Genomic DNA, 26,929 nt, shown 5'->3' with positions numbered 1-26,929 from the left:
TTCCGCCCGCCGTTTTCTTTCCTGTAAGTTTTTTTAGCGAATGCCCGCCAGCGTATTCAATTCCGCAATGGCCAGCCGATAGGCCAGTTGAGCCCCGTACAGATCCTGCTCCGCCTTCGCCAGACTCGCCTTCGATTCCAGCAAATCTTTTTCCAGTTTCAGTCCCGCTTCTTTCGCATTGGTTTTCATCCGTACTTCCTCGCGACGTAGGGTAACCGCCTGCTGGGCCACCGTAATGAGGCGTTGCGACTGTGTCACTTTTCGGTACGCTTTACTGATTTTAGCGGCTACATCTTCCTGCGTATGAGCCTGATAGGCTTCGGCCTGTTTCTTTTGCGAAAGCCGCTGGTTTTCTTCTGAACGGCGTTTGCCGAAATCATAGATATTCCAGCTTACGTTCAGTCCCAGGAAATAATTATTCGCTGGTAAATCCGAAATGACGTTCTGGTAATTGTAGCCAGCCAGTACGCCGACGTTAGGCAACTTGTCCTTGCGGGCGGCTTCAATGCCGTACTCCACTTTTTCGATGGTTTGCGTCGCCAGTTTTACGTCCGGATTGGATTGCCGGGCTTCTTCCAAATAGGTATTCAACGGCTGCACGGCCAGTCCAGCCACGCTAACGTCAGTGAGCCGTAAGGAATCCGTATCTGGCACCCCGAGTACGACTTTCAGATCCGCCTCATAATCTTCCATCTGGTTCAGAATCTGCACCACTTTTTGCTGCTGGTTGGCCAGATCGGCTTGTAAACCTACTTTGTATACTTCGTCGGTTTTTCCCGCGAGCAGGGCACTTTCTACGTCGTAGAGCTTGGCCTGGGTAAGCTGCACATTGGCGTTGGCTTCGTCGAGTTGCTTCTGAGCGATCAGCACGCCGTAATACAGCTTCTCCACGCCCTGTAATACCTCCAGCTCGGCTTTAGTTACCTGCGTTTGGGCGATGCGTACGTCGGCTTCGGCGGCTTTCACACCCACCCTGATTTTTCCAAGCTGACTAATGGGCTGGTACGCTCCAACCGAGCCGAGAAAGAGGTTATGTTTACTCTGAAATAAGGGAACGGGTTGTTGCGGCAGATACGTGCCTCCCACCTGACCAAAGGCTCCGGCGGGAATCGCCAGATCTTTCGTAATCCCGTTGAAGACGTACATGCCCGAAGCCAGAAATTGTGGTTTATTCTTCGTCTTGGCTTCGGTGACTTTGTATTCGCTTTCGCGGACTTTCTCTTTCTGAATACTCAGCAAGCGATTATGCTGTAAAGCCTGACTTTTGGCTTCTTCCAGCGAGAGTACTTCCTGGGCTTGGACGGACCACGCCGAGCCGAGCAGAAAGCTGTATAACAAAACCTTTTTCATGGGTTTTAATGGAATGGGTTGAAAAGACTTAGACGGGTTGCGTATCGCGGCCAACGCTCATCAGATACGCTTTGTCTTTCGGTTTAATCATTTTCACGTACAGCACGGGTACTGTCAGCAGGGCCATAATCATCGACCAGACCACGCCCACGGCAATCACACTCGCCAACGGACTCCACATGGGCGATCCCGAGAGAATCATGGGTAGCACGCCAATGGCAGCGGCCATGGCCGTCAGGAAAATCGGACGTAAGCGTCGTTTCCCCGATTCGGCGGCGGCGGTAGGAATGTCCATGCCGTGTTTGAGCAGTTCGTTGGTATGATCGACGAGGATGATCGCATTTCGTACCACAATCCCGGACAGACTAATCAGTCCGACGAAAGCTGTAAAGCCAAAGTTGTTATGCGTGAGAATCAGTCCCAGAAACGCCCCGAATAAACTCAGCGGAATCGTCAGCATTACCAGAAAAGCTTCCTTGATATTCCGGAACTGGAACAACAGAATCAGGAATATCAGGACGATACTGATCACCATAACCACAACCATCTGACTGAACGTCTCTTTCTGTCCTTCGTACTCGCCCCCGTATTCAATGCGGTAACCAGCGGGCAATTTCAGCGACTCAATTTTGGGTTGAACCGCCTTGAGCAGTTCCGAGGGTAGCAGATTGGCCTGCGTTTCGCTTTGTACTGTTAGGGTGCGAACGCCGTTGCGGTGCATGATGCGGCCCGTTTGCCAGGCGGGTTGCAGGTCAGCGATTTGCCGCAAGGGTACCGAAGCTCCTGTGACGGGCGAGGAGAGGTACGTGTTGAGCAAATCATCGAAGTTGCGGCGGTTGGTTTCGTCCAGCCGTACCACCAGATCCACGGGTGTTGTGCCTTCGTACAAGGTGGTCACAGGAGCCCCGTTGAAACCGGCGTAAATCGTTTGCCCTATACTGGAGGTGGTAAAACCCAGTCGGTTGGCTTCACCCTTGAGGTTGATATTCACCCCGTAATAATCTTCCATAAAATCGGTACGCACCATGGCACTGCCGGGGGTATTTCGCAGAACACTATCTACCTGTACGCCGATTTGCTTGAGCGTCGGCAGATCGTCGCCCACGATGCGTACTTCCACCGGAGCTTTGGTAACCGTACCCTGTTGCATGAGTTTGACCTGCGGACGTCCTTCGGGCACCAGAGCATCGACCTGACGCGTCAGTTCTTCCGCCATCGCCTGTGTACTGGCAATGTCCGTGGTATTGATCAGAATCTGGGCGTAGTTGGTGACGGGTACTTCGGGCGAAAAGTTGTAATAGAATCGGGGAGCACTTGTTCCGGCAAAGGTGGCGTAACTCGTTACCCGCTGATCTTTCTTGACAACGTTTTCAATTTTACTGATGGCCGCCCGGGTTTTATCAAGTTTCGTACCCGTTGGCATCCACAATTCCACGACGAACTGATTTCGCTCCGCCGCTGGGAAAAACTTCTGACGAATCGTGGTGAAGAGTAAACCCGCCAGGGCAACCGTCAGCAAACTGCCCAGAATCGTTACGCCGGAATGACGCATGCACCAGTCGATGGCCGCGTTGTAGCCATTCTGCATCCGGTCCAGCAGGGACGTACGTTTCTTCTTGTTGGCTTCGGAAGGATCGTGTAAGCCTTTTTTGATGAAGGTGTAACACAGCAGTGGCGTCAAAATCATGGCTACGATGAACGAAGCCGACAAGGCAATGGCTACTGTAATAGGCAGAGCAAAAATGAATTCACCCACCGAGCCCGACAGAATAACCATCGGCATAAAGGAAGCAATGATCGTAATCGTTGCCGCGAGTACGGGAACCACCAGGTCACTGGCACTCCGCCAGGCGGCCGTCCAGCGGTCCAGTCCTTCATCGAGCAGTTCCACGTAGTTATCGGCAATGACAATGGCATCATCGACTACCATGCCCAGTACCACAATCAAGGCCGCCAGCGACACCTGATGCAGCTCGATACCGAAGGCGTGCAGCAGGGCAAAAGTGACGGCAACCGTCATCGGAATCGCCATGGCTGCCACCGCCGCAATGCGGAAGGGCAGGAGCAAAATCACGACAATCACCACTGAAACAATGGCCAGGAAAAATTCCCGGATGAAGTGACCAACGTTCTCATCCACCAGATGCGGCTGATTGACAATCGTAGTCAGTTTCACCGTACTCGGTAATAATTTCTGCACGGCTTCCAGCTGAGCATCAACGTCCTTGCCGAATGACACAATGTTGTTTCCTTCGTGCATTTCCACGGCTAGCATCAGGGCCCGGTGTCCGTTTACGGTTGTCGTACTCGTGGGGTCCTGGTACTGACGGGTGATGCGGGCTACGTCGCCGAGTCGAATCACGTCTCCGGTTTTGGAAGTACCGATGATCTGACTGGCAATCTGGCTTTCGGTGCTGTAACCACCGTTGGCGTAGAGCGGTACCTCCGCCGTTCCGGTTTTCACATTTCCCGTCGGACTAATGGCATTCTGGGATTTCAGTACGTTCATCACCTGCGTGAACTTGATGCCGTACTGAGCCAGTTTTTCGGAATTGCTCGTAATGACGATCTGTTCTTTCTGCTCGCCAATGCGTTTGATTTTCGACACGGCGGGCAACGTTCGGAGCTGATCTTCTACTTTTTGCAGATAATCTTTCAACTCGTTGTACGAAGCCTGATCGGATTCGATCCCGATAACCAAAGCTTCCGTATCACCGAAATCGGAGTTGACGATCGGGCCACGTACACCTTCGGGCAGAGCCAGCGTTTTGGCGACGAGTAATTCGTGCCGCAGTTTACTCCAGAACACGTCCGGATCTTTCACCTTATCCTCCAGCTCCACATTAATCACGACAGCTCCGTCGCGGGTTGTGGAGAAGGTTTTTGATTTCTTCACTTCTTCAAACTGAAACAGGTATTGTTCCAGCTTTTTGGTAACCTGATCTTCCACCTGAGCGGAATTCGCTCCGGGGAAATACGCCAGTACCAGACCCGTACGAATGGTAATCTTGGGGTCTTCCCGGCGGGGCATGGTCAGCAGGGAATGTACACCAACGGCAAAAACCATCAGCAGTACCGTCAGCGTAACCTGCGAATATTTTAGGGATGATTTGACAAAATTCATGATCTACACTGGATAAGGCCTGTAGAGTAGTAAGCGTATACGTCCGTTAAATAAAATTGAACGTCTTTTTGTATACGTTAAAGTTGCGTATTGGTAAGCTGAACGGCAGAACCGTCGTGGATTTTTTGCTGTCCACCCGTAATGACCAGCTCGCCCGGCTGTAAACCCGAAGTAATTTCAATGGTAGAATCCAGCAGGCGACCGATGGATACGCGACGTTTAAAGGCCTGCTTTTTCTGCGAGTCAGCTACAAAAACGTAGGAAGAATTATCAGTATCGTGCAAGACGGCTTCGGCGGGTAAGGTCAGTGATTCCGTTTTCTGCGTCGAAGGCAGCTTCACTTCGGCCACCATACCGGGACGAATCAGGAGCTTGGGATTGCGTAATTCGATTTTCACCGAAAACGAACGCGTCGTCGCATCGGCGGCGGAACCTACTTCGGTCACTTTTCCGGTAAAGGTGCTGTCGAGGGCTGAGATGTACACCTGAGCTGACTGACCGATTTTCACCCGCTGTAATTCCGATTCCGGAATAGCCGCGTTGACTTTTACTTTCTGGATATCCGAGACGATAAATAGGGGCATTCCCGAACCTACGATTTCACCAATCTCCGTATTCTTTTTGAGCAATACACCCGAGAAAGGAGCGTAGAGCTTCGTATCCGAAAGATTCTTTTTCTGGAGTCCGGCCTGGGCTTGAGCCTGTTTGAGTCCGTTGGAGACTTTGGCGAAATCGGCATCGCTCAGGCTGTTACGATCGTGCATAAGCTTGAGCCGGTTATACTCATCCTGCACCTGATTGACGCTGGCGGTAGCCGCGTCCACGCCGAGCCGGTAACTGGTAGGGTCCAGACTGGCGAGTACTTTTCCGGCGGCTACGGGCTGGCCTTCCGTAGCGGCGATATAGTTGATTTTTCCCGCCACGAGAAAACCGAGTTTGACGGTCCGGTTGCCTTCGACGTTTCCGCTGATCGAAATCTGGTTTTCTGAAGAAGAACGACTAACCGTTTGCGTAATGACCGGTACGGCCGGATCGGCGGTGGCGGTTTCAGGAGCGGGTTTGCTCTGGCAGCTGGCGAGTACGAAGGCTGCTACACTGATGGAAAAATAAGGCTTGGGTTTCATAACTTCATTAATTAATCGTTTCCAGTAGGTGAATTTGTGATTTGGGGATTTCTAAAAACAGTAAGTGTTCAATGACAGCATCCACCCATTCTTCGGTATCCGTCAGAAGAAAACTTAGTTTCGATATCGGGAATGTATTGGTGAGGGATTCGAGCAGGTCTAACGCCGGATAAGCGGGTGTAGGACTGCCGAATACGTAATACGTTTTCAAAAGGCCACTAAACGCCGATTCAAGACGGGTAAGCTCGTCGGGAAAAAACGGAGAATTCAACTGAGTCAGGCCATGAATGACGGTACACGGCTGGTGACGATTCAGTAGAGTTTTTATCAGATCAATCAGCGAATGCAGGGAGTACGACGATGATAAAAAGATCCAGTGTCGATCCAGTATAGGGCTGCTTTGCTGCGTGAAATTCAGGGCATTCATAACGCTGCTTTCGGGTTGTGCATGCAAAGCTCGGAAAGAATTACGCCAGGCTCTTTGATAAAAGTCAAAAAGCGAAGGGGGTAGGCGGAACCTACTAATTTGGGTGTCCGTAGCGGATGCTACGGGCAACTCGCTCCTTGGAAAGGGGAGATCAAGTGATTTTTATAGAGGAGTAGATTCTGTTGCTGCTTCTAAAGTATATTTCTTTGGAAGACTGGTATTAAGAACGGTAGTCTTCGTTATCCGTCGCATCCGCTACGGATCTTCAAATTTCTAGGCTATGCCTACTTTTTACTCCGAATTCGACTCAACGTCTCCTGCGAGATGCCGAGGTACGAAGCAATATGGCCCAGGCTGACCCGCTGAAAAATAGAGGGTTGATTTTGGAGTAACGACTCGTAGCGTTCGGTGGCCGTTTGAAATTGCAGGGCCGTGATGCGTTCCTTCATTTCCCGCATGACCTGGTGCATGACCAGAACGTGCAATTGTTCGAAAAGGGGATGCCGTTTGAGCAACTGCTCAAAGTCTTCGTGCGAGATGGAACACAGCGTTGTCTCCTCCAGGGTTTCCAGGTAATACTGACTGGGTTGACCGTCAATGAAACTTTCGTCTGCCGTTACGAAATTGTCTTCCGTATGAAAGCGGTACGTCGTTTCTTTCCCCGAGAGGCTTTGATAATGTTCCCGAATGAGACCTTCTTCAATGAAAAAGAGCCGTCGACAGTGCTGGCCCGGCCGGACCAGCACGTGGTTTTTCGGAAGGTGTTCCCGAACAATAATTTTCTGAAGCTCTTCGACGACTTCCGCAGATAAGGGTAAGTGCTGTTGAAGGAAGGTAATAATATGCATAGGGAACCGATTTGAAACGACGCCCTTACAGGCCCGCGTAGTACGTCAGAGCTTCCTGCATTTCGGAGTTGGATACGGGAATGTCGAAGCGACAGCTACCAATGCCCTCGAGTAGGGAGAACCGAACTTCCTTACCCCGGTTTTTCTTGTCCTGAGCCGTTAATTCGACGATTGCCTCGAAGGCATCGGTAGGAATCTGGGCTTTGCCGTAGGTTTGAAGCAGGTACGATTGAATCGTGGCGAATTGTTCTTCCGTCAGCCAGCCCCGTTGCCGACTCAGAAACGCCTCTGTCAGCATGCCCGCCGCAATGGCTTCCCCGTGCAGCAGCCGCTTTTCGGGCTCTTCCAGAAAATACGTTTCGATGGCGTGACCGAGCGTATGACCGAAATTGAGAATCTTTCGTAATCCTTTTTCCGTAGGATCGGCCTGCGTCACCCGTTCTTTAATGGCGACGGAATGAGCGATCAGGTCCGTCCAGTTCTGCGTTTCCCAGCTTTGTTGACGGAGCTCCTCCCATTTAGCCGCATCGGCGATAAGGCAATGTTTGATAACCTCGGCAAAACCTGACCGAAGCTCGCGGGGCGGGAGCGTAGCCAGAAAATCGGCATCAATCAGAACGGCGTCGGGAATCTGGAAAACGCCAATATGATTTTTTAAGCCTTGGAAATCAATGCCCAGTTTGCCGCCTACGCTGGCATCAACCTGCGAAAGTAAGGTCGAGGGGATTTGAATGAAGGCAATACCCCGTTTGTAGGTCGCCGCACAGAAGCCGCCCATATCACCAATAACGCCACCGCCGAGATTGATCAGCAGGCCGTGGCGGTCGAAAGCCGCTTTCGTAAGCCCTTCCCAGATTTGTGTGGCCGTTTCCAAGTGCTTTTCACTTTCACCCGAACGAATCTGAATCAGCGTATGCGGGGGCAGTAAGGCCTGAATGCGAGGATAGCAGTGCTGAAGGGTTTGCTCGTCCACCAGAACGGCTACCTGAGAAAAGGAGTGCGAGGCAAGGAAAGCGGGCAGGCTTTCGGTAATTGGGGCGATCTGTACCATAGCCGCAAAAATAGACGAAAGAGTAGAGAGTCGATAGTCGGGCGTAAAAGTTATCGGCGGGAGGGACAAAAACTGCCCAGCTTCTTCGTTCCCTTTACGGAAGGGATTACGGGTAAAAGTTGGTCAAGTGCTCAAAATTGGGCAGTTTGCATCCTTTATGGATTGATTGCATACGAATATGATAAAGAATGAAGATCGTGAAAGCCTGCCACCCTTTATCCGGTCCTGGCAGCAGCTCTATGCCTTAGTCATCGCTAATCTTATCCTAATGATTGGTTTGTTCTGGTGGTTTACAGAAGCGTTTTCCTAACGGGTTTTTAAGTGGATGAGTGGCTGCGTTTTTCGTCCCGCAGGCACGGCTGGTTTTTTAGTCCGTATGCATTCCATGCGGGGCATCCCATGCGGGGCATCCCATGCGGGCACGCCCGCCGCTCTTTTCATCCTGCACTAGGCCACCGCATTGCGGATGAAACCATTCCATGGGGGCCCCCATAGAATGGTTAGACCTGGAGGGGTCCAGCCTGGAAGGCTCATGGGCTACTAGCCAGCCGTGGTAACGGGACCAAACCCGGTCTATATGTACCCAACCCCAGTAATAACCTATCGAATCATTCAAAACTAACCTAAAAACACCTCTTTACCCTTGAGTATATGTCTTTACTCGATTGGATCGTACTGAGCGTTACCCTAACCTTCATTGTAGGTTACGGCATCTACCGCAGTCGACAGCAACAAAACCTGGAAACCTACCTGACGGGCGGCCATACGCTGACCTGGTGGCACGTCTGCTTGAGCGTGATGGCTACCCAGGCCTCGGCGGTTACCTTTCTGTCGGGACCGGGACAGGCTTATACCGACGGCATGCGATTCGTGCAGTTCTACTTCGGACTACCCCTGGCCATGGTCGTCATTTCCATTACCTTCATTCCGATTTTTCACCGACTAAACGTCTATACCGCGTATGAATTTCTCGAAACGCGGTTCGATCTGAAAACTCGTACCCTCACAGCCCTGCTGTTTTTGCTGCCCCGCTGGCTTTCCACGGGTATTAGTATCTACGCTCCGAGTATTATTCTTTCCACCATTTTCGGTTGGGATATTGTCTGGACGAATCTGGCCATGGGTGGGATTCTGCTGATCTACACCGTGCTGGGCGGGAGCCGGGCGGTGAGTTATACGCACGTGCAGCAGATGTTTATCGTCCTCGGTGGAATGTTTCTGGCGGGTTATCTGGTCGTACGGCTCCTGCCCGAAAACATGGGTTTGGTCGATACATTGGAAGTGGCCGGGAAAATGGGGAAGCTACAAACCATCAACTGGCAATTCGACTGGAATGATCGCTACAACATCTGGTCCGGACTGATTGGCGGATTTTTCCTACAGCTAAGTTATTTCGGTACCGACCAGTCGCAGGTCGGACGGTACCTCGGGGGCGAAACCATCGGACAAAGTCGACTGGGCCTGCTTATGAACGGTATTGTCAAAATTCCCATGCAGTTTTTGATTCTGCTGGTGGGAGCATTGGTGTTTGTCTTCTACCAATTTCATCAGCCCCCCTTGCTCTTTAATGAAACGGCTTTAAAGAAAGTCGAACATACCGCCGCCTACCAGACGCTTCAGCGGGAGCATACGCAACGATTCGAGGAAAAAAAGCAGGTCGTAACGCAATTGCAATCGGCTCTGGAACGTGGAGACGAAGGCGGGATTGCTTCTCTGCAACAACGCGTCCAAACCCTCGACCACCAAACTACCGAGCTTCGCAATCAAACCAAAACACTGGTACAGGCCGAAGGGGGCGACGCCAACGATACCAACTACGTATTTTTGTCGTTCGTGGTGAAATACCTGCCGCCGGGCGTGGTGGGCCTGCTGATTGCCATTATTTTTATTGCTTCGATGGGGTCTATCGCTTCGGCCATCAGTTCGCTGACGTCAAGCTTCGTGGTCGATATTTACCGACGCATGTGGGTCAAAAACGGTACGGAAGCCCACTACATCCGCGTATCGAAAATCAGTACCGCGGTTTGGGGCATGCTTAGTATTGCGGTTGCCATGTACGCCAGCCGCGTCGGTAGTCTGATCGAAGCCGTTAATATTCTCGGATCGTTGTTTTACGGAACGGTTCTGGGCGTATTTGTTGTTGCCTTTTACTTTAAGTCAATTGGAGCCCAGGCTACGTTCTGGGCAGCGGTTGGAGCCGAGATTTTGGTAGTCGTGTTCTGGGTACTGAATCTGACGGCTTTTCTCTGGCTCAACGTCATTGGCTGCGTGGCTGTGGTAGGGCTGGGTCTGCTACTAAGCAGGTTAGACCGCACCACTAATTCCCCAACTCAGGATTAAATGTATGCAGGAAGTACTCGTTCATCTGGTTCATCGCGACGCCAAACTGGCTCAAGTTCTGGCGGCGGTAACCTTACCCGCCCCGGAGCCGACGGGCGATTTATACTACGACTTACTTGATTCTATCGTCTCCCAACAGTTGTCGACGAAAGCCGCTGCCGTTATTTTTCAGCGATTTCTAACCCTGTTTCCCGGCGAGTACCCGCATCCGCAGCAACTTTTGGCTCTGGATATTGAGACGTTGCGTTCGGTGGGCTTGTCCAAGTCGAAAGCCCATTACATGCAGAATGTAGCGGAATTCTGGCTGAAGGAAAACCTGGAAAATAAGAACTGGGACGAATACGATGACGACGCCCTCGTCGATTACCTCAGCCAGATTAAAGGCGTGGGTCGCTGGACCGTGGAAATGATTCTGATCTTCACGTTACAGCGTCCGGATGTATTTCCCGTGGATGATCTGGGGGTACAGCAGGGTATGATGCTGGTGTATGGGCTGGAAAAAGACCGGAACCTTCGCAAACGGATGATCGAAATCGCCGAAAACTGGCGACCCTACCGAACCACGGCCAGCCGGGCCATGTGGCGGTGGAAAAATCAACAGAAAAACAGTAATTAATACCCAAAAACGCGGTCTGGACTCAGTTTCGGGCCGCGTTTATTTCGCTATGCGTCTTCCTACTTTAGTAATAATCGCCGGTCCGACGGCCGTTGGAAAAACGGAATTGTGCGTACGACTGGCCCAGGAACTCGGTACGGAAATCGTTTCGGCGGATTCCCGGCAGTTTTACCGCGAACTCAGTATCGGTACGGCCAAACCCAGCCTAGCCGAGCGGCAGGGCATACGGCACCATTTCGTCGATTCGCATTCCATTGCCGAGTATTTCAGCGTAGGCGATTTTGAAGGCGAAGCCCTGCAAACCATTCAGGAAATATTTACCCGTACCGACGTAGCCATCCTGACGGGTGGATCCGGCCTGTTTCTCAAGGTAATTACCGACGGAATGGACGAAATGCCCGAAGTGAATCTGGACATTCGGAAAAAATTGATGGAACGATTTGAGCAGGAGGGAATCACCCCGCTGGTCGATGAACTCCGCCAGCTCGATCCCGCCTATTTCGACTACGTGGATCGCAACAATACCCAACGCATTGTACGGGCTCTGGAAGTTTGTCTGGCGACGGGTAAGCCGTATTCCAGTTTCCGTACTGGACACAAAGTCGAGCGGCCCTTCCGAATACTGAAAATATGCCTGACCCGCGACCGGGCCATTCTCTATGACCGGATCAATCAGCGAGTGGAACTCATGATCCAGCAGGGGCTCGTCGAGGAAGTGCGGAGCGTGGCCGAGTACCGAAACCATTATGCCTTGAAAACGGTGGGTTATCAGGAAGTATTTGACTATTTCGACGGTACGTATTCTTACGAAACAATGATTGAGAAAATCCAGCAGAATAGTCGCCGCTACGCCAAACGCCAGCTCACCTGGTTCCGCCATCAGGATCATTTTCAATGGTTCGATGCGGAAGATTACGATGGCGTCAGGGCCTACGTACTGGAAAACCTTGGTTCCTGATTTTTCAGAGCCTGTCTAACACACGATGACTACTTCTTACAAAACGATACCCTCGCCCGTCGGCTTGCTAACACTGGTGGCCAGTCAAAAGGGGCTGGCTGCGATCCTCTGGCAAAATGATCGCCCCGAACGCGTTTCAATCGTCCTAGGTTCGCCGGACGAGCAACATCCCGTCTTGCTGGAAACGCAACAACAGTTAAAGGAATATTTTGCTGGAAAACGAAAGACCTTCACCTTGCCCCTGGACTTCATCGGAACCGATTTTCAGAAACAAGTCTGGCAGGCCTTGCTAACCATTCCTTACGGTCAGACCCGGACGTATGGCGAGATTGCCCAACAACTGGGAAATCCGCAGGCGGTACGAGCGGTGGGTGGTGCAGCTAACCGTAATCCGATTTCGATTGTGGCCCCCTGTCACCGGGTCGTGGGGGCATCGGGTAAACTCGTAGGTTTTGCGGGTGGATTAATACATAAAAACCGTCTGTTACGACTGGAAGGAGCCATTGCACAAACTTCGTTGTGGGAGTAAGAAACTTCGTTTGTCCTAAGGACCAACCCGTTAAACGTATAGATCAAAAAGTAGGACTAATCCGAATAGGAGCTATGAATTTGAAAATTATTATCTGGAATAAATCTAAATATAAATAAATTTGGGGGCGTAACTATGACCTGATTCTCATGTACCCCCATTTAAAACTTCCCTATCTGTTTCTTTTAACTTTCTTTTTCTTCACTACTGCCCAAGCTCAATCCGATCGTATCACCCTTCAGGGAACGGTCCGTACCGAAAAAGGAATCGCTGCCTTCATCAATATTTCGCTGGAGCAGGAAGGACGCGTTCGGGCCATCACAACCGCCGATGAAGCCGGGAATTTCTCGATGAAAGCCACCGCCGGCTCTTATACGATTATTGCCAGCGGGGTAGGCTACGAAACCGTACGCCAAGCCATTACCCTGATAGCGGGTGAGAAAAATGAAGTGATGCTGCAAACAACAGAGGCCAATAAACAGCTTTCCGAAGTGATCGTTTCGGCGGGACGTCGGGTGGAGACACTGGCAGAAACGCCTTCTTCCGTTACGGTAATTGCCGGGAAGGAACTGGAAACGCAGGCGGGCATCAGTCCCAACGTAGCTAATATTCTCTCGAACACGGTACCCGGACTGGCTCCTTCCACCAACCAAACCGGCAATAGCGGCCAAACCTTACGGGGCCGAAACGTGCTGGTACTGATCGATGGCATTCCGCAATCAACGCCCCTGCGGGCCGGTGGTCGCGATATTCGTACCATTGACCCTTCCGTGATTGAACGCATTGAAGTCATCAAAGGAGCCACCTCCATTTACGGTAACGGAGCCGACGGCGGGTTGATCAACTATATTACCAAGAAAGTACGTCCAGAAGATCATACAGGCGGTTCTACGCAATTAGCCATGACGGGTAATACGCAGGGGGACAGCACCTTCGGCTACCGCTTTTCCCAGCAATTTTTCGGACGTACCGGAAAAGTAGACTACGTAGTGAGTGGTATGCACGAGAAAACGGGCGTGTTTCGGGATGGCGAAGGTCAGGTCATCTCACCCGAATACGGTCTGGGCGAAACGCGTATCTACAACGCATTCGTAAAAGTTGGGTATGATATATCCAGCAAGCATCGGATTGAAGGGATGTACAACTTCTACGGTTCTAATCAGCATTCCAATTACGTACTCAAGCCGGGTAAGTACGGCGTCAGTCCTGCGATCGGCGTAATTGGCAAACGCGTAGGCGTGGATGAAGGAACCCGGCATAACCACAACGCCAACCTTCAGTATATTGGTCGGAACATTATCGGTGGAACGAGTATCAACGCTAGTGTATACTTTCAGGATTTCCTAACGGTGTATTCCAACTCGGCTTCGTTTTACGGTGCCGGCCAATCGCAGATTCCTTCCCAGAAAAAAGGACTTCGGGTCAATCTGAACAGCCCTTTTGTAATTGCCAGTCGGATTCGCGGGGACGTTACCTACGGCTTTGACTTGCTCAACGACCAGACTTCTCAGTCGTTAGTAGACGGTCGGACCTGGGTGCCCAACATCAACATGCGGAATTTGGCTCCCTACGCTCAGTTGAGTGCTGGTTTAGTGGAAGGGTTAACCCTGAAGGCGGGCGTCCGGGCAGAAAATATCAAGACTAAAATCGCTGACTTCAATACGCTCGCGACCGGCCCTAACGGGCAGGGCAGTATTTTCGTAAAAGGCGGAAATCTGGATTACGAAGCCCTGGTATTCAATGCCGGACTCCGTTACTCTAAAAATAAAGAATTTAATCCTTTCGTCAGTTATTCACAAGCCTTTTCGATTTATGATTTAGGTCGGATTCTGCGTTCGGCTCAGGAGAATACCATCGAAAAACTACAAACGCAACCCATCATTGTTAATAACTACGAAGCTGGGTTCAGTAGTCAGATCGGAACCTTTTCCTTAGCGGCGTCTACATACATTAGTACGTCCAAACTGGGGGCTAATTTCGTGGATTTGGGCGAAGGCGTGTACACGACCGAGCGGGCTCCCGAACGTGTATGGGGCTACGAAGTACAGCTCGACTGGTCTCCGGTATCGACGTTTTCTGTCGGAGGAAACTATGCCTTTACGGAAGGGAAAGTGGATAAAAATTCGGATGGAGACTATGATACCTACCTGAACGCCAGCCGTATCTCACCCGATAAAACCACCCTTTATGCTCGTTATACGGGTATTAAAAACCTGAGTGTTGACCTCAACTGGTGGCGATTGGGCGACCGGAATCGCTTCATGCCCCGGGCCAACGGGACGTATGCGATTTACGAAGGACGGATTCGGTCATACAACCTCTGGAATCTGAATGTTGGGTACAAGGTAAGCACGCAGGTACGACTCAATCTGGGGGTTGAAAACCTGCTCAACACGAGTTATTACACCAATATTGCCCAGTTCTATGGTAGTAATGAAAACTACACCCGAGGCAGCGGACGACGGTTTATGCTGATGGTAGGCTACTCGTTCTAAGGTCAGTAAGGTTTGATTATGGTTTGAGATTTCAAAAGCAGCCTGGACGTGTTCGTACGTTTGGGCTGCTTTTTTGATGGGAAGTTTCAAGTGGGAATGGTTTGAAGTTTAAGGGATTTAAAGTTTTAATAGTGGTCTATGCGTTGTCCTTACTGACTTAGAGTAGGCTGGCCCCCCCCCCCTCCGGGCTGCTAGTTGTCCGTACTATCCACTCCTACTTGTTAGACTCCGCCTAACCTACCGCTTCCGCCCAAGAGTACCGCTTTCATCTGAACCCATTTGGGTATTAAAAGATCATTAACGGCTTCGCAATTAGCCCTATCTGGCAAGGCTTTTGTGGCGTAGGAAGTCTGATACAAAACCTATCTTTAGAATATGGCTAAGACAATTGCGGCCGTAATGGTCGAAATGCTGGTACAGGCCGGGGTGCGTCGCATTCACGGTGTTGTAGGGGATTCGCTCAATGGACTGGTCGATGAAATTCGCCGTTCCGGAAAAATAGAATGGATTCATTACCGACACGAAGAATCGGCTGCTTTTGCTGCCGGGGCCGAAGCTCAGGCGACAGGTCAACTGGCCGTTTGTGCGGGCAGCTGCGGGCCGGGAAACCTGCACCTCATCAATGGGCTATACGATTGCCACCGAAGTATGGCTCCCGTACTGGCTATTGCAGCCCAGATTCCAAGTATGGAAATTGGTACGGGCTATTTTCAGGAAACCAAGCCGGAGTACCTGTTTCAACAATGTAGTCATTACTGCGAAACGATCTCCTCGGCTAAACAAATGCCCCGGGTATTTCAGATCGCCCTGCAAAATGCCCTGGGCAAGCAGGGCGTAGCGGTCATTACGCTGTCGGGCGATGTCTCTTCGGAAACGGTGGACGAAACGCATTTAATTCATCCCTTGTTTCTGCCGAAGCCCGTCATTCGTCCCGCTGACGAGGAGTTACAGCAAATCGCTCAACTCATTAATCAGGCCGATCGTATTACGGTGTTGGGTGGCAGTGGCTGTGCGGGAGCCCATGCCGAAGTGTTGCAGTTATGCGAGCATGTGAAAGCTCCAGTGGTTTACGCCCTACGCGGCAAAGAATATCTGGAGTACGATAATCCGTATGGGGTTGGTTTGACGGGCTTGATCGGGTTTTCCTCGGGAGCGAAAGCCATCAGCCGGGCGGAGGTACTCTTAATGTTAGGTACCGATTTCCCCTACAAAGACTGGTACCCTGCACACGCCAAAATCATTCAGGTAGATATTCGACCGGAACATCTGGGTCGCCGTACGCGGCTGGATATGGGCGTGGTCGGTAGCGTTGGGCCAACGATTCAGGCCTTACTCCCCATGTTGTTACCCAAAACGGATCGTAGTCACCTCGAACGTTCGCTGGAAGCGTATCAGGAGTCGAGAAAAGAGCTGGACTCTCACGCCAAAGGCGACGAAAACGACGGCGTTATTCGGCCGGAATACCTCACGGCCGTCCTGAGTGAACAGGCCCACCCGGACGCCATTTTTACCTGCGATGTCGGAACCCCAACGGTTTGGGCGGCCCGTTATTTAAAAATGACGCGGCAACGGCGATTAATTGGCTCGTTTACGCACGGTTCGATGGCGAGTGCCATGCCGCAGGCCATTGGTGCCCAGTTGGCATTCCCGGATCGGCAGGTGATTGCACTAGCGGGCGACGGTGGATTTTCGATGCTCATGGGCGATCTGCTCACCATTTATCAGTACAATCTTCCCGTTAAACTGGTGATTTACAATAACTATTCCTTAGGGTTTGTGGCAATGGAAATGAAGGTAGCGGGCATACCACCCTTCGGTACGGATATGAAGAATCCCAACTTTGCCCGTATGGCTGAAGCTATGGGCATTCGCGGCATTCGGGTGGAAAACCCGGCTGATGTACCGGAAGCCATTGATGAAGCTCTACGTCACGCTGGGCCCGTACTCGTGGATGTGGTAGTGAATCCAACGGAATTGTCCATGCCGCCGAAAATTCAGTTTCAGCAGGCCTGGGGCTTTAGCATGTACATGATGAAAGAAACCTTGCGGGGCGATCTGAGCGACGTGGTGGAAACTATCAAGACTAACTTTTTGAAGTAGAAAAGGCGGTGAGACTAGTAAGCCATGAACTGAAGCCAGGGATTTTACCCCTGGCTTCAGTTCATGGAACCCTTTTAGGATTGATGAGTAATGTTGTCAAACACAATCAAACCTTCAACCTCATCGAAGCTCAAACCCTATCCTCACTTAAGCAAAGTCCTTACCTGATCCCTCGGTAATTCGTTAATGGTACCGTTCTTGCCCTGCATGGTACGAGCCGCCCACAGAGAATTCAGGATGGCTTCTTCCGTCGCTTCGATGGCAGCCAGAAACAGAGGTGACATTGCTTCATTATCCACTTCCTCAACGATTTGCGTCAACTTTTTGCTGGTGTGTGGAATACGGACTTTTTCACTGGTAGAAAAAGCTAATACGTATTCCCCCGAGCCGTTCGAGGCAATACCGCCCACTTTCGCCAGAGCCGACCAGGCCCGTTTCGCCAGCCGTTCGAGGTTGCGGTGGGTGAGCGGAGCATCCGTCGCAACGATGATCATACAGGAACCATCCGCCGGATCATTCAACTGATCACTTAGAAAGTACTTGCCCAGTGTTTTACCAATGGGTTTTCCTTTGATTTCGAGTACGCCCCCGAAGTTGGTTTGTACGAGCACGCCCACCGTATACGCACCAGACTTTTTCGGTAGTACCCGCGAACTGGTGCCAATCCCGCCCTTCCATCCAAAGCAGATGGTACCCGTTCCAGCTCCGACGTTTCCTTCGGCAACCGGACCACTTTGGGCTTTCTCAAGGGCCTCGGTAACGTGTTCGGGTTTGACGTGAAAGCCCGTAATGTCGTTGAGGAAACTGTCATTGGTTTCACCCACGACCGCATTGACCGAACGAACGGAGGCATTACCCGGCTGGGCCAGCGTATACGAAATAAGCCCCTGCATCCCCGCTGCTACCGAAAGCGTATTGGTCAGCACGACGGGCGTTTCGAGATTGCCTAATTCATTGATCTGACTGATTCCCGCCATTTTCCCGAACCCATTCGCGACAAAGACGGCCGCCGGGATTTTTTGCTGAAACAGATTCCCTTCCGTAGGAATAATGGCCGTTACGCCCGTCCGGATCTGCTGACCTTCAATCAGGGTAACGTGTCCTACTTTCAATCCGGCTACATCGGTGATGGCGTTGTGCGTACCCGTTTTCAGAATGCCAATGGTTTGCTGCGTATGCTCGCGAAAGCGGGTTTGGGCGTGAAGGAGAGAAGTACTCATCAAGAGCAGTAGAATTACGTTTTTCATAGAAATTGGGAAGAGCTTACAAACCCCAAGTTACGATTGGCCAGCCAAAAGGAAAGCAACTACTGCGGTAAATGAAATTCCGATCGGTAGTAGCGGTAGGCATTGATCCAGGCCGCGTACACCCACAGCAGCAGCCCCAGTAGAGCCGTATCCACCTGAAACATAATCAGCAACAGACCCATCGGGAAGCCCCACAACCCATACGATCCAAGGTTCTCCAGACTTTTATCATTCTGGTAGAGGCGGTGTAAACCCGCCAACCAAAGGCCAATTCCAAAAAAGAGGGCTTTGCCGACGTACAGCCACGATACCGTTGCGGGCAGGTAGCGGAACAGGAGTAGGGCTTCTGGAATAAACAGCAGCAAACCCTGTACGAACAGATAGCCCATCCGTTTGCCGAACGAAAGGGGCAGGTTTCGCAGCAAAAGCAGATACTCATGCTCGAAGATATACTGTTCCTGAGCCAGTCCCAGTTGCGTCAATCCACCGATGAGCATACCGATGGTCAACAGCCGTTCATCGTAATCGTCGGTGGGGTACAGCAAACAAACCCCCATGATCAGTAATCCAGAGAAAATTTTGGTTAGTAGTAACAGCAGCGGTTGCCGCCGGAACAAATGCTGAATGAAATACAGCGGGTAGGGTAAGGGCCAGTGCCGAATGAACGTACGCACGCGGACTTCCCGACTCGTATGGTGGAGCATTCGCTCCAGTAGTGGAAGCGGTAGAATGACGAGCCCCAGCAGAACCAGACCTATAAGAACCAAAGCCGACCACTGGCGACCGGGAAAAGCGTACACGCTCATCCAGCCCGCGTACAGAAAAACGGGCAGTAACAGTCCGGCCTGCATGGTAACCCAGCCGCTCAGACGCGTGCCAAACGGAACCAGCCGCCAAAGGTCCAAAAACCCATACGCCGGATGCCGGAACTGACTACGAACGAAACTTAGCGTTTTTAATCCGTACAGTATCCAGGGGATAAAGTAATACACCAGCGTAGAAGGCGACGCCATCGCGTACCGAAACAGGGCTACGTGGTCATCGCTGCGGATGATACTAAAACCGATCAGTAAGATCAGTAGGAAGAAGCCCGAATTTTGTCGGTAAAATTCGGTAACCAGCGTACGAAAAAAGACAGCGTTCAAGAGCGGTGGCGAGTAAGATTAGGCAGGCGTTTCCACCAGCGTATGGTTCTGGATCCGATACGAAGAATCCAGGGCTAATTCGGTCAGGCGAAAATCCTGGTGCGAAGACAGTAGAAAACTCACGCCCCGCTGGTGGTACGTCGCAATGAGGCTACAGACGTTGGCCACGGCCCGGTCGTCGATGGTAATGAGGGGTTCATCCAGCATGATGAGTTCGGGTTGCCCCAAAAAGCCCAGCACCAGCGACGTTTTCTTGAGCATACCCGAGGAATAGGTACCAACGGGCTGTTTCCAGAACTCCCGGATTTCCAGCGTGTCAATCAACGAATCCACCTGCCCGGCGGGCGACTGCTTGGCTTTTCCCACGAAAGAAATCAAATCAAAGGCCGAAAGATATTCCGGATACAGCGGCTCCGCTTCGGCGTAGTTCACCCGCATGCGATACGGGACCGAATGCCGACTGACTTCATACTGATTGTTCAGCCAGATTTCTCCCTGGCAGGGAAGCATACCCGCAATGGACCGGAAAAATGTACTTTTCCCGGAGCCGTTCGAACCCCGAATCCAGTGGATACCCGGCAATAACTGCCAGTCGGGCACTTGCAGAATCGTCCTTCCGTGGTACGCTTTCCGATAATTTTTGACCTGTAGCATACCTGCAAAAGAAAGCTTTTGCGAATCCCTTGCCAAACCTTTCAGTATTCCGGGCGGGCCGTTCGTACTTTTGGGGTATGCAAAGCAACTACTACTTTCTTCGTCAGCTCTCCCGGGAGATCGAAGCCCAGCTCGAAGGCTTGGTTCTGGCGGAGTGTTTTTCGCAGGAAAAAGATGAATTGGTGCTGGGGTTTTGTCCGGCGGAGAAGCAGTGGCGAAAGCGACGGGATTTTTACATACGAGCCACCATCCGGCCTGATTTTGTGGCCTTAAACTTTCCCGAGGACTTTCGACGGGCGGGAAAAAATACGGTTGATTTATTCTCTGAATTACTCGACAAACCCATTCTGGGCGTTCGGCAATACCTGAACGAGCGGGCCTTTTCCATTGATTTTGCGGATGATTTTCATTTAGTCTTCAAGCTCTTTGGCAATCGCTCCAATCTGGTATTGGTCCAAGGAACGTCGGTGGTGGATCTCTTCCACAACAAGCTCGTAACGGACGAAAAGCTGGACATCACCACGCTGGATCGACCGCTGGATCAGAGCCGCGAAGCCTTTGATCAGGCCAATGGTGACTGGCGAAAGCTCTTTCCCACGTTTGGCAAAGATGTCACCGCCTGGCTGGACCGGCAGGGGTACCGTTCAAAAACCATTGATGAGAAATGGGCTCTGGTGGAGCAGGTACGCGGCTATCTGGAAAATCCGACGTATTACATCAAAACGGTGGAGTACCAGCCCGTACTGACGCTGCTACCCGACGACGCCGAGAAATCCTTTACCGATCCCATTGAGGCGGCCAATGGCTTTTACTATGCCTATTCGCGAATCAATGTATTTGACCGGGAAAAGGGGCAGATTGTCCGGGCTTTACAGAAGCGGAAACAGAAAACGCAGCAGTACGTAGACTCGGTGTACGAAAAGCTCGACGAGATGGAAAAGGCCATCAAGCACGAGGAAGTCGGCCACATCCTGATGGCGAATCTGCACCAGATTCCCGAGCGGGCCGAGTCCATAGAGCTGCACGATTTCTACCGCGATCAGCCCGTAACGATTCGACTCAAGCCCGATTTGTCGCCGCAAAGAAACGCGGAATCGTACTATCGAAAGTCGAAAAACGAGAAGATCGAAGTCGAACACCTCATGGAAGCCCTGGACGTGCGGGAGCGGGAAATGGCCGAATATGACGCTCAGATCGCAAAAGTGGAATCCATCGAAACGCTGAAGGAGCTGCGGAAATATCTGAAAACGAGTGGCCTCGACAAAATCGAAAAGCCCGATGTCTCAGCGGCGACGCTCTTTAAACGCTACGAATACCAGGGATTCGAAATTTTCGTGGGTAAAAACGCGAAGAACAACGACCTGCTTACCCAGCGATATACCCGCAAAGAGGACCTGTGGCTGCACGCCCGTGATGTAACGGGTTCGCACGTTATCATTCGGCATCAGGCGGGTAAACGCTTTCCAAATCCGGTGATTGAGCGGGCGGCTCAACTGGCGGCGTACTACTCCAAACGACGCAACGATACGCTGTGTCCGGTGATTGTAACGCCGAAGAAATTCGTCCGGAAAACCCGCGATTTACAGGAAGGCCAAGTGATCGTAGAAAAAGAAGAAGTGGTGATGGTGGAGCCGAAAGCCTAAGGAATTGACTAATTGAAAATCAGATGAGTAAGCAACTAAAATATCTGTTCATAGGAGCCATTCTTATCTTGATGGCTTACATGGTGTATAACGCCATCTCGCAACCCGGCGTACAGGATTTGAAAGGAAATTTTAAGGAAGTCGCGTTGTACCGGAATGAGAATAACACGGGTCCCATCAAACGCATGTATGCCGTAACGGTAGACGATACGTTGTGGAGCGAAATGAAGCAATACGGCGATTTTATGCCGCATACCAAATACGGTATGACGACGGTTTATTTCTTCAAAACCGGAAGTGCTGTACCCACAGTATTACAACCGGGAGAAACGCCTTTTGATGATACGTTCCAGCCCTTGGCGAAATACGAAAAAAATGGGATGGGAGAGGTTTCGTTTCAGAATGTACTGGAAAAATGAAGTAGCCCGTGTGTTTAGCTGAAAGGCATACGTGATTTACGGTTATCTGTATTAATCCAATTAGGTCTAATGAAAAGAAGGGCGTTTTATTTTTTTCTGCTTACTTTTTTTACAGTTATCCGTGTTGTTTCAGGGCAAAATCCCGAACGACAAGCTATTCCGGGAACCAAATGCAGTATGATTCCACCCGCCGGATTTGACGTCGCTACAAATTTTAGTGGCTTTCAAAAGGCAGAGATACAGGCTTCCATTATGGTTACGGAGCTAAGCACCGCGGCTCAGACCCTCATCGATGGGTTTACGGCAGATGCGTTACGCACCCGCGGAATGACCTTACTGGAAAAAAAAGAAATGACGTTCCAGCAGGCACCTGCTGCTTACATCACCGTGAGTCAGTCCTTAGGCACCACCCAATACCTGAAGCAGATGCTAATTTTCGGCAATTCGGAGGTTACCGTATTAGTCAATGGAATTTATCCGGAGGCTCATAAAAACATTGAGAAAGACATCCGTCAGGCTCTACTCACGACTACCTATAATGTTAATCAAGAGGACGATCCTCTGGCTGCGGCTCCCTTTACGGTAGACGTAAGCAAAAGTGAATTCAAAATAGCGAAGTACATGGTAGGAAGTCTCGTTTATACAACGGATGGGAAACTTCCTTCAGTCAAACCAATGCTGATGGTTGGAACGGCGATGAATAGGGTAGAACCAATAGCGGACCGAAAAGCGTACGCCATTCAACGGCTGAAAAGTTTACCCGGCGGTCAGGCTAGCCAAGTAAAAGAGGTGCAGCCCATTCAGATTGATGGATTGGATGGCTATGAAATACGAGCCAGTGGCAAAAGCCACGAAGGCAAACCACAATTGGTGTACCAAGCGATGCTTTTTCCAGAGGAGGGCGGGTATTATATCCTGGTCGGCATGACCACTGAACAACCGGAAGCGAACTTGGTCATCTTTAAACGCATTGCTCGCACCTTTAAGCGAAAGTAAACGAGGCGTTTACGCCATCACCGAAACCATCTCCAGAGCCACCTTTCCCAAAGTCGCATCGCCAGTAATGGTCACGCCACTACTGAGCTCAGGTGGGCGTATACTTTTTGAAAACAGAGGCCAGGCTACTTCCGGGGTTAGGGTCACTTCGGTATCCCAGTGCGGTTGCGGGTTACGTTCGAGTTGCCAGTAGTCCTTCCGCCGAATCAGATACCAGCTACCGCCGATCTCGGTCGTGATGGTGACTTTAAGGGTTGTTGCTTCGGATGCTTGTACATTTCGGTACGTATGGGGCAGGCCATACATAAAGACATCGATAAAAGGGTGAAAAAATTCCTGCGTCAGTAAGCCCGGTTTCTGTAGGGCGGCTCGTATTTGCTGTTGATGCAGCCATTTTTCGGTGTATTCCCGAGCGATGTGCATCCAGTTCTGACTTTCTTCTTCACCGGCCCAGGCTACGGAAAAAGTGGCTTTTGCCTGCGGATCGAGGGAGGCGTAATAGTCGCAGTACATTGGTCCCGTGATCCGGTGGAGCAGGATCAGTACCTGCGGACTAACCCGTTTCATAGCCTTTACCCAATCCGCATTGAGTCCATTCAGAAAATTCAGCAAATCCTGGTAGGAGCGAATATCAGGACTTTCGCCCTGATACTCATCCCGCAACGAAGACAGGATGCGAATGTTACCATCCAGTAAGTGAGCGGCGACATCTTTTACTTTCCAGCGTCTGGCTACGGTCTGGGCCTGCCATTCCTGAGGAGTGAGTGATTCCAGGAGGTCCAGCAAAAGTTGATCAAGCTTGCGTAGCTTTTCAAGGAGGATAGTCGTAGGATACGTCAGGGCTGGTAACGGACGGCTGAGTAGGGAGTCAGGCATGGCAATGAGAGCTAATAGGCGGAAGCATCAGGACAAAGTTATCCGCTGTTTTCAATACTTTGAAGGGAGTACTGAAAGAACGGTTCTGCTCTGCTTAATCGTGAGCCTTCAGGATGGCCTAGGCTCATTTAGCGAAGTGATCAGAAAAGAAATAGAATGTCCAGTAATCCTTTTCCAAATCCGGTATAATCCCGGGCACTGCTGTAGAGGAAATGTTCAGGGGTATCGACCCACCCGGCCACTACCGGATTCTGATGCAGGTAATTTAATTTTTGTTGGTTGAAGCGAGGCTTAGCAAACCCCGTTATCCGCAGCATCCGCTACGGATGTTCAAATTAGTAGGTTGTGCCTACTTTTCATGACAAACCGGAACCCCCGCCGCCGAAGGCAATCCCGGACGAGACGGCAAATTCAGTCCCAACCCCCGCCAGACAAACAGCAAGGCAATCGCCAGCGTCAGTACGGGGACCCAGCGATTCAAGGTTCGGCGTACGGGTAAACTCACCCACTGCCAAATCCAGCCCACGGCCAGCATCGCCGGAATGGTGCCTGCCCCATACGCCAACATCCAGAGCATACCTTGAACGGGAGTAGCAGTCGCCAAGGCTCCGGCTAAGGCTACGTAGACCATCCCGCAGGGCAACCAGCCGTTGATAAACCCAACGCCCACATACGCCACCCAAGTTTTCTGCTGTAGTAGCTTACTAAAGGTTGATTTCAGTCGAACGAAGGGACTAAAGCCAATCCAGCGATCAGCTAGGACGAAGCCTGCCATCAGTACTCCCGCCAGCAGCGAAAGGTATTGTTGCCAGCCGAGAATGGATACGCGTTCGCCCACAAATCCCACCAGTAAACCCAATAACCCGTAACTCAGCGTTCGGGCCAGGTTGTAACTCAGTCGAGCCAGTAGCATCCGTCCTTCCGACAAGCCACCCACGGGCAAGGCCAGCGCAATTGGGCCACACATGCCGACGCAGTGAATGCTGGAAAGAAGTCCGGTGAGAAAGGCAAGAACCATGGGAATGGGTAAAAAATAGCGATGCTAGAGGACTGGCTAAAGACATTTTCAGTTATCCTCTAAACGTTATCAGCTATTCGCTCAAATAATGATTTCTTCTTCGGTGTAATACTCCTGGTTACCGTCCGACCAGGTGACTTTTACTCGCCAGTAACCCGTTTTTAGGGTTTCGGTGGAAATGGTCTGGGCAGCGGCACCGGGTCGCACGGCTACGGTGAAGTCCAGCTTCGCATCAGAAGGGCGGAAGAACTGAATCTTGCCTTCCTGTACCGTATTCGGTACGGAAAATTGTACCTGCTGCTTTTGCGGACGGTACTGCATGGTGACTAGCTCTTTGGCAGTCTTAGTATGAGCTACGCGGTCTATTTGCTGTTGGTAGGCCATTTCCGTTTGATAGTAATCAGGTCGTACCAGATCTACCTGCGTACGCATCATTCGATAGACCAGAAAACCAATGAAACTACCGAAGAGTATAAAGGCCAGAATAATGGATTTGCCCCAGTTCATAACTTAGTGTTCAGCGGTACGCCGCTGCGGTTAGTGGTTTTCTGTTTTCAGGAAAAGGATGTTCTTTCCTAAAAACTACAAAACCGGACCCATGAAATTCGTTTTTACTTCCTGCATCAGCTGACCGTTCGCCCGTACCTCAATCGTCAGCGGTGTTTTATTTTCCTGAATGCCTTTCGCGGGCGTCAGTAAAAAGAAAGAGCTTTTGGTAAACGTACCCGGCTGTGCCGTTTGTAGGGGCTGGCCTACGTACTGTAACGAGAAGCCCGGATTTTTGACTTTAAATTCTAACGCAACCGGCTTGAATGTTTTGTTGAGTACTTCCACCGTATACAGATTAGAAATCTGACCGTCAGCCTGCTTCTGAAAGGTAAGTCCCGAAGCTCGCAGTACCGTTGTTTCGATGGCTTTCCGGGTCAGGAGCAGATAGCCCAAGCCGCCCAGTAAAAGAATCAGAACCAGCGTATAGGCTTTAAGTCGACCCGTAAACTGGAATTTCTTTCCTTGCTCGATACCTTCCTGCGAAGCGTATCGAATCAGCCCCTGCGGCTTATTGATTTTATCCATCACGCCGTCGCAGGCGTCAATACAGGCGGTACAGTTGATGCATTCCAGTTGCGTACCCTTGCGAATGTCAATGCCCGTCGGACAAACCTGTACGCAGAGGGAGCAATCCACGCAATCGCCTTTGACTTCTGCAGACTGCTTTCGCAGTTTTCCACGGGGCTCGCCCCGTACGTAATCATAGGCGACGACGATGGATTTTTTATCGAGTAAAACGCCTTGTAACCGTCCGTAGGGGCAGATGACCACGCAAACAATTTCCCGTAACCGGGCAAATACGAAATAAAAAATCAGCGTGAAGATCAGCAGAGCCGCCAGTCCGCCTAAATGATTAGCCGGGTTATCGGTTTGAATCTGAATTAATTCATCCTTGCCAATAACATACGCCAGAAAAGTATTCGAAATGGCAAAAGCGATAAGGAAAAATAGACCGTGTTTGAGTACGCGTTTCCGGATTTTTTCGGCGGTCCAGGGAGCGGCCGTTAAACGTTGTTGAGCTTTAAAGTCGCCTTCAATCCACTGTTCGATTCGCCGGAAAACCATTTCCATAAAAATCGTTTGCGGACAGGCCCAGCCGCACCAGAGGCGTCCGAAGGCCACCGTAAACACGATAATGAAAACAATGAACGCCAGTAGACCCAGGGCTACCAGGTGAAAATCCTGCGGCCAGAAAGGGACCCCAAAGAAGATAAACTGACGTTCGAGTACATTGAACAGAAACAGCGGATGCCCCTCAATCTCCAGCCAGGGGAGGCCAAAAAGAATCAGTAGCAGGAGGCCCGCTACGATTTCCCGCCACCGCAACAGGCGGCCGCCTTCGGGCCAGCGGGGATACTTTCGCTGACCCGAGACCGCCCCGTGGGCAAGCAATTCCCTATCCTCTTGTATGGTAAACATA

At 51.1% G+C, this 26,929-nt stretch carries 23 protein-coding genes; 9 read left to right on the top strand and 14 right to left on the bottom strand.

All coding sequences use genetic code 11. The features are described from left to right. Positions 1-33 precede the first annotated feature (33 nt). The 6 genes from C5O19_RS15010 to aroB all read right to left on the bottom strand — a co-directional run bounded on the left by C5O19_RS15010 (position 34) and on the right by aroB (position 7,924). Positions 34-1,350: a TolC family protein gene (locus C5O19_RS15010; protein ID WP_094813001.1), complete on the bottom strand. Its 1,317-nt coding sequence runs from the start codon at positions 1,348-1,350 to the stop codon at positions 34-36. A gap of 28 nt (positions 1,351-1,378) precedes the next feature. Further along, complete coding sequence (locus C5O19_RS15005; RefSeq protein WP_104713594.1) at positions 1,379-4,474, bottom strand: efflux RND transporter permease subunit; 3,096 nt, start codon at positions 4,472-4,474, stop codon at positions 1,379-1,381. Positions 4,475-4,551: 77 nt separating this feature from the next. Next, complete coding sequence (locus C5O19_RS15000; RefSeq protein ID WP_104713592.1) at positions 4,552-5,598, bottom strand: efflux RND transporter periplasmic adaptor subunit; 1,047 nt, start codon at positions 5,596-5,598, stop codon at positions 4,552-4,554. 7 nt (positions 5,599-5,605) lie between these two features. Next, positions 5,606-6,025, bottom strand: coding sequence for a hypothetical protein (locus tag C5O19_RS14995; protein WP_104713591.1), 420 nt, complete (start codon positions 6,023-6,025; stop codon positions 5,606-5,608). 284 nt (positions 6,026-6,309) lie between these two features. Then, on the bottom strand, positions 6,310-6,873 hold the full coding sequence (locus C5O19_RS14990) for a Crp/Fnr family transcriptional regulator (RefSeq protein ID WP_094813010.1): 564 nt from the start codon (positions 6,871-6,873) through the stop codon (positions 6,310-6,312). A gap of 25 nt (positions 6,874-6,898) precedes the next feature. Continuing rightward, entirely contained in the window at positions 6,899-7,924 is a 1,026-nt protein-coding gene (gene aroB, locus C5O19_RS14985) for a 3-dehydroquinate synthase (protein ID WP_104713588.1), read from the bottom strand. A 651-nt stretch (positions 7,925-8,575) separates the two neighbouring features. Between aroB and C5O19_RS14980 the strand changes: the two genes are divergently transcribed. The 6 genes from C5O19_RS14980 (at position 8,576) to poxB (ending at position 16,962) form a co-directional block, all read left to right on the top strand. Continuing rightward, positions 8,576-10,264: a sodium:solute symporter gene (locus C5O19_RS14980; protein ID WP_104713586.1), complete on the top strand. Its 1,689-nt coding sequence runs from the start codon at positions 8,576-8,578 to the stop codon at positions 10,262-10,264. A 4-nt stretch (positions 10,265-10,268) separates the two neighbouring features. Beyond that, complete coding sequence (locus tag C5O19_RS14975; RefSeq protein ID WP_104713584.1) at positions 10,269-10,880, top strand: DNA-3-methyladenine glycosylase family protein; 612 nt, start codon at positions 10,269-10,271, stop codon at positions 10,878-10,880. A gap of 49 nt (positions 10,881-10,929) precedes the next feature. Beyond that, the gene (gene miaA, locus C5O19_RS14970) at positions 10,930-11,838 is read left to right on the top strand and encodes a tRNA (adenosine(37)-N6)-dimethylallyltransferase MiaA (RefSeq protein WP_104713582.1); all 909 of its coding nucleotides are present in this window, start codon (positions 10,930-10,932) and stop codon (positions 11,836-11,838) included. A gap of 25 nt (positions 11,839-11,863) precedes the next feature. After that, complete coding sequence (locus C5O19_RS14965) at positions 11,864-12,367, top strand: methylated-DNA--[protein]-cysteine S-methyltransferase (RefSeq protein ID WP_104713579.1); 504 nt, start codon at positions 11,864-11,866, stop codon at positions 12,365-12,367. Between the two features lie 149 nt (positions 12,368-12,516). Beyond that, on the top strand, positions 12,517-14,862 hold the full coding sequence (locus C5O19_RS26370; RefSeq protein WP_104713577.1) for a TonB-dependent receptor: 2,346 nt from the start codon (positions 12,517-12,519) through the stop codon (positions 14,860-14,862). Positions 14,863-15,237: 375 nt separating this feature from the next. Beyond that, positions 15,238-16,962, top strand: a complete 1,725-nt coding sequence (poxB, locus tag C5O19_RS14955; protein WP_104713575.1) for a ubiquinone-dependent pyruvate dehydrogenase — start codon at positions 15,238-15,240, stop codon at positions 16,960-16,962. 143 nt (positions 16,963-17,105) lie between these two features. On the opposite strand, the gene C5O19_RS14950 is transcribed toward poxB, so the two are convergent. The 3 genes from C5O19_RS14950 to C5O19_RS14940 are packed head-to-tail and all read right to left on the bottom strand — an operon-like array spanning position 17,106 to position 20,008. After that, positions 17,106-18,209, bottom strand: coding sequence for a DmpA family aminopeptidase (locus C5O19_RS14950; protein ID WP_104713573.1), 1,104 nt, complete (start codon positions 18,207-18,209; stop codon positions 17,106-17,108). A 59-nt stretch (positions 18,210-18,268) separates the two neighbouring features. Continuing rightward, a complete protein-coding gene (locus C5O19_RS14945) occupies positions 18,269-19,354 on the bottom strand; it encodes a hypothetical protein (RefSeq protein WP_104713571.1) in 1,086 nt (361 codons plus the stop codon). An 18-nt stretch (positions 19,355-19,372) separates the two neighbouring features. Continuing rightward, positions 19,373-20,008 (bottom strand): ABC transporter ATP-binding protein, encoded by a 636-nt coding sequence (locus C5O19_RS14940; protein WP_104713569.1) that lies wholly within the window; start codon positions 20,006-20,008, stop codon positions 19,373-19,375. Positions 20,009-20,037: 29 nt separating this feature from the next. Between C5O19_RS14940 and C5O19_RS14935 the strand changes: the two genes are divergently transcribed. The 3 genes from C5O19_RS14935 (at position 20,038) to C5O19_RS14925 (ending at position 23,066) form a co-directional block, all read left to right on the top strand. Further along, positions 20,038-21,651: an NFACT RNA binding domain-containing protein gene (locus C5O19_RS14935; RefSeq protein WP_317046493.1), complete on the top strand. Its 1,614-nt coding sequence runs from the start codon at positions 20,038-20,040 to the stop codon at positions 21,649-21,651. 23 nt (positions 21,652-21,674) lie between these two features. Beyond that, positions 21,675-22,070, top strand: a complete 396-nt coding sequence (locus C5O19_RS14930) for a hypothetical protein (RefSeq protein WP_104713567.1) — start codon at positions 21,675-21,677, stop codon at positions 22,068-22,070. Positions 22,071-22,247: 177 nt separating this feature from the next. Beyond that, a complete protein-coding gene (locus C5O19_RS14925) occupies positions 22,248-23,066 on the top strand; it encodes a hypothetical protein (protein WP_104713565.1) in 819 nt (272 codons plus the stop codon). Positions 23,067-23,075: 9 nt separating this feature from the next. Here the strand turns inward: C5O19_RS14925 and C5O19_RS14920 are convergent, their stop codons facing one another. From C5O19_RS14920 to ccoG, 5 genes are all read right to left on the bottom strand, one after another. Continuing rightward, the gene (locus C5O19_RS14920; RefSeq protein WP_104713563.1) at positions 23,076-23,942 is read right to left on the bottom strand and encodes a maleylpyruvate isomerase N-terminal domain-containing protein; all 867 of its coding nucleotides are present in this window, start codon (positions 23,940-23,942) and stop codon (positions 23,076-23,078) included. 140 nt (positions 23,943-24,082) lie between these two features. Next, positions 24,083-24,259, bottom strand: a complete 177-nt coding sequence (locus C5O19_RS26050; protein WP_165796031.1) for a hypothetical protein — start codon at positions 24,257-24,259, stop codon at positions 24,083-24,085. A 32-nt stretch (positions 24,260-24,291) separates the two neighbouring features. Beyond that, positions 24,292-24,960 (bottom strand): sulfite exporter TauE/SafE family protein, encoded by a 669-nt coding sequence (locus C5O19_RS14915; protein ID WP_104713561.1) that lies wholly within the window; start codon positions 24,958-24,960, stop codon positions 24,292-24,294. Positions 24,961-25,041: 81 nt separating this feature from the next. After that, the gene (locus C5O19_RS14910; protein ID WP_104713558.1) at positions 25,042-25,467 is read right to left on the bottom strand and encodes a FixH family protein; all 426 of its coding nucleotides are present in this window, start codon (positions 25,465-25,467) and stop codon (positions 25,042-25,044) included. 75 nt (positions 25,468-25,542) lie between these two features. Next, positions 25,543-26,928: a cytochrome c oxidase accessory protein CcoG gene (gene ccoG / locus C5O19_RS14905; protein WP_104713556.1), complete on the bottom strand. Its 1,386-nt coding sequence runs from the start codon at positions 26,926-26,928 to the stop codon at positions 25,543-25,545. Position 26,929: the final 1 nt, after the last annotated feature.

Origin of the sequence: Siphonobacter curvatus, assembly GCF_002943425.1 — a bacterium.
GTDB lineage: Bacteria > Bacteroidota > Bacteroidia > Cytophagales > Spirosomataceae > Siphonobacter > Siphonobacter curvatus.
The sequence above is the reverse complement of the archived record's forward strand: the minus strand, read 5'-3'. Positions and strand labels throughout refer to the sequence as shown.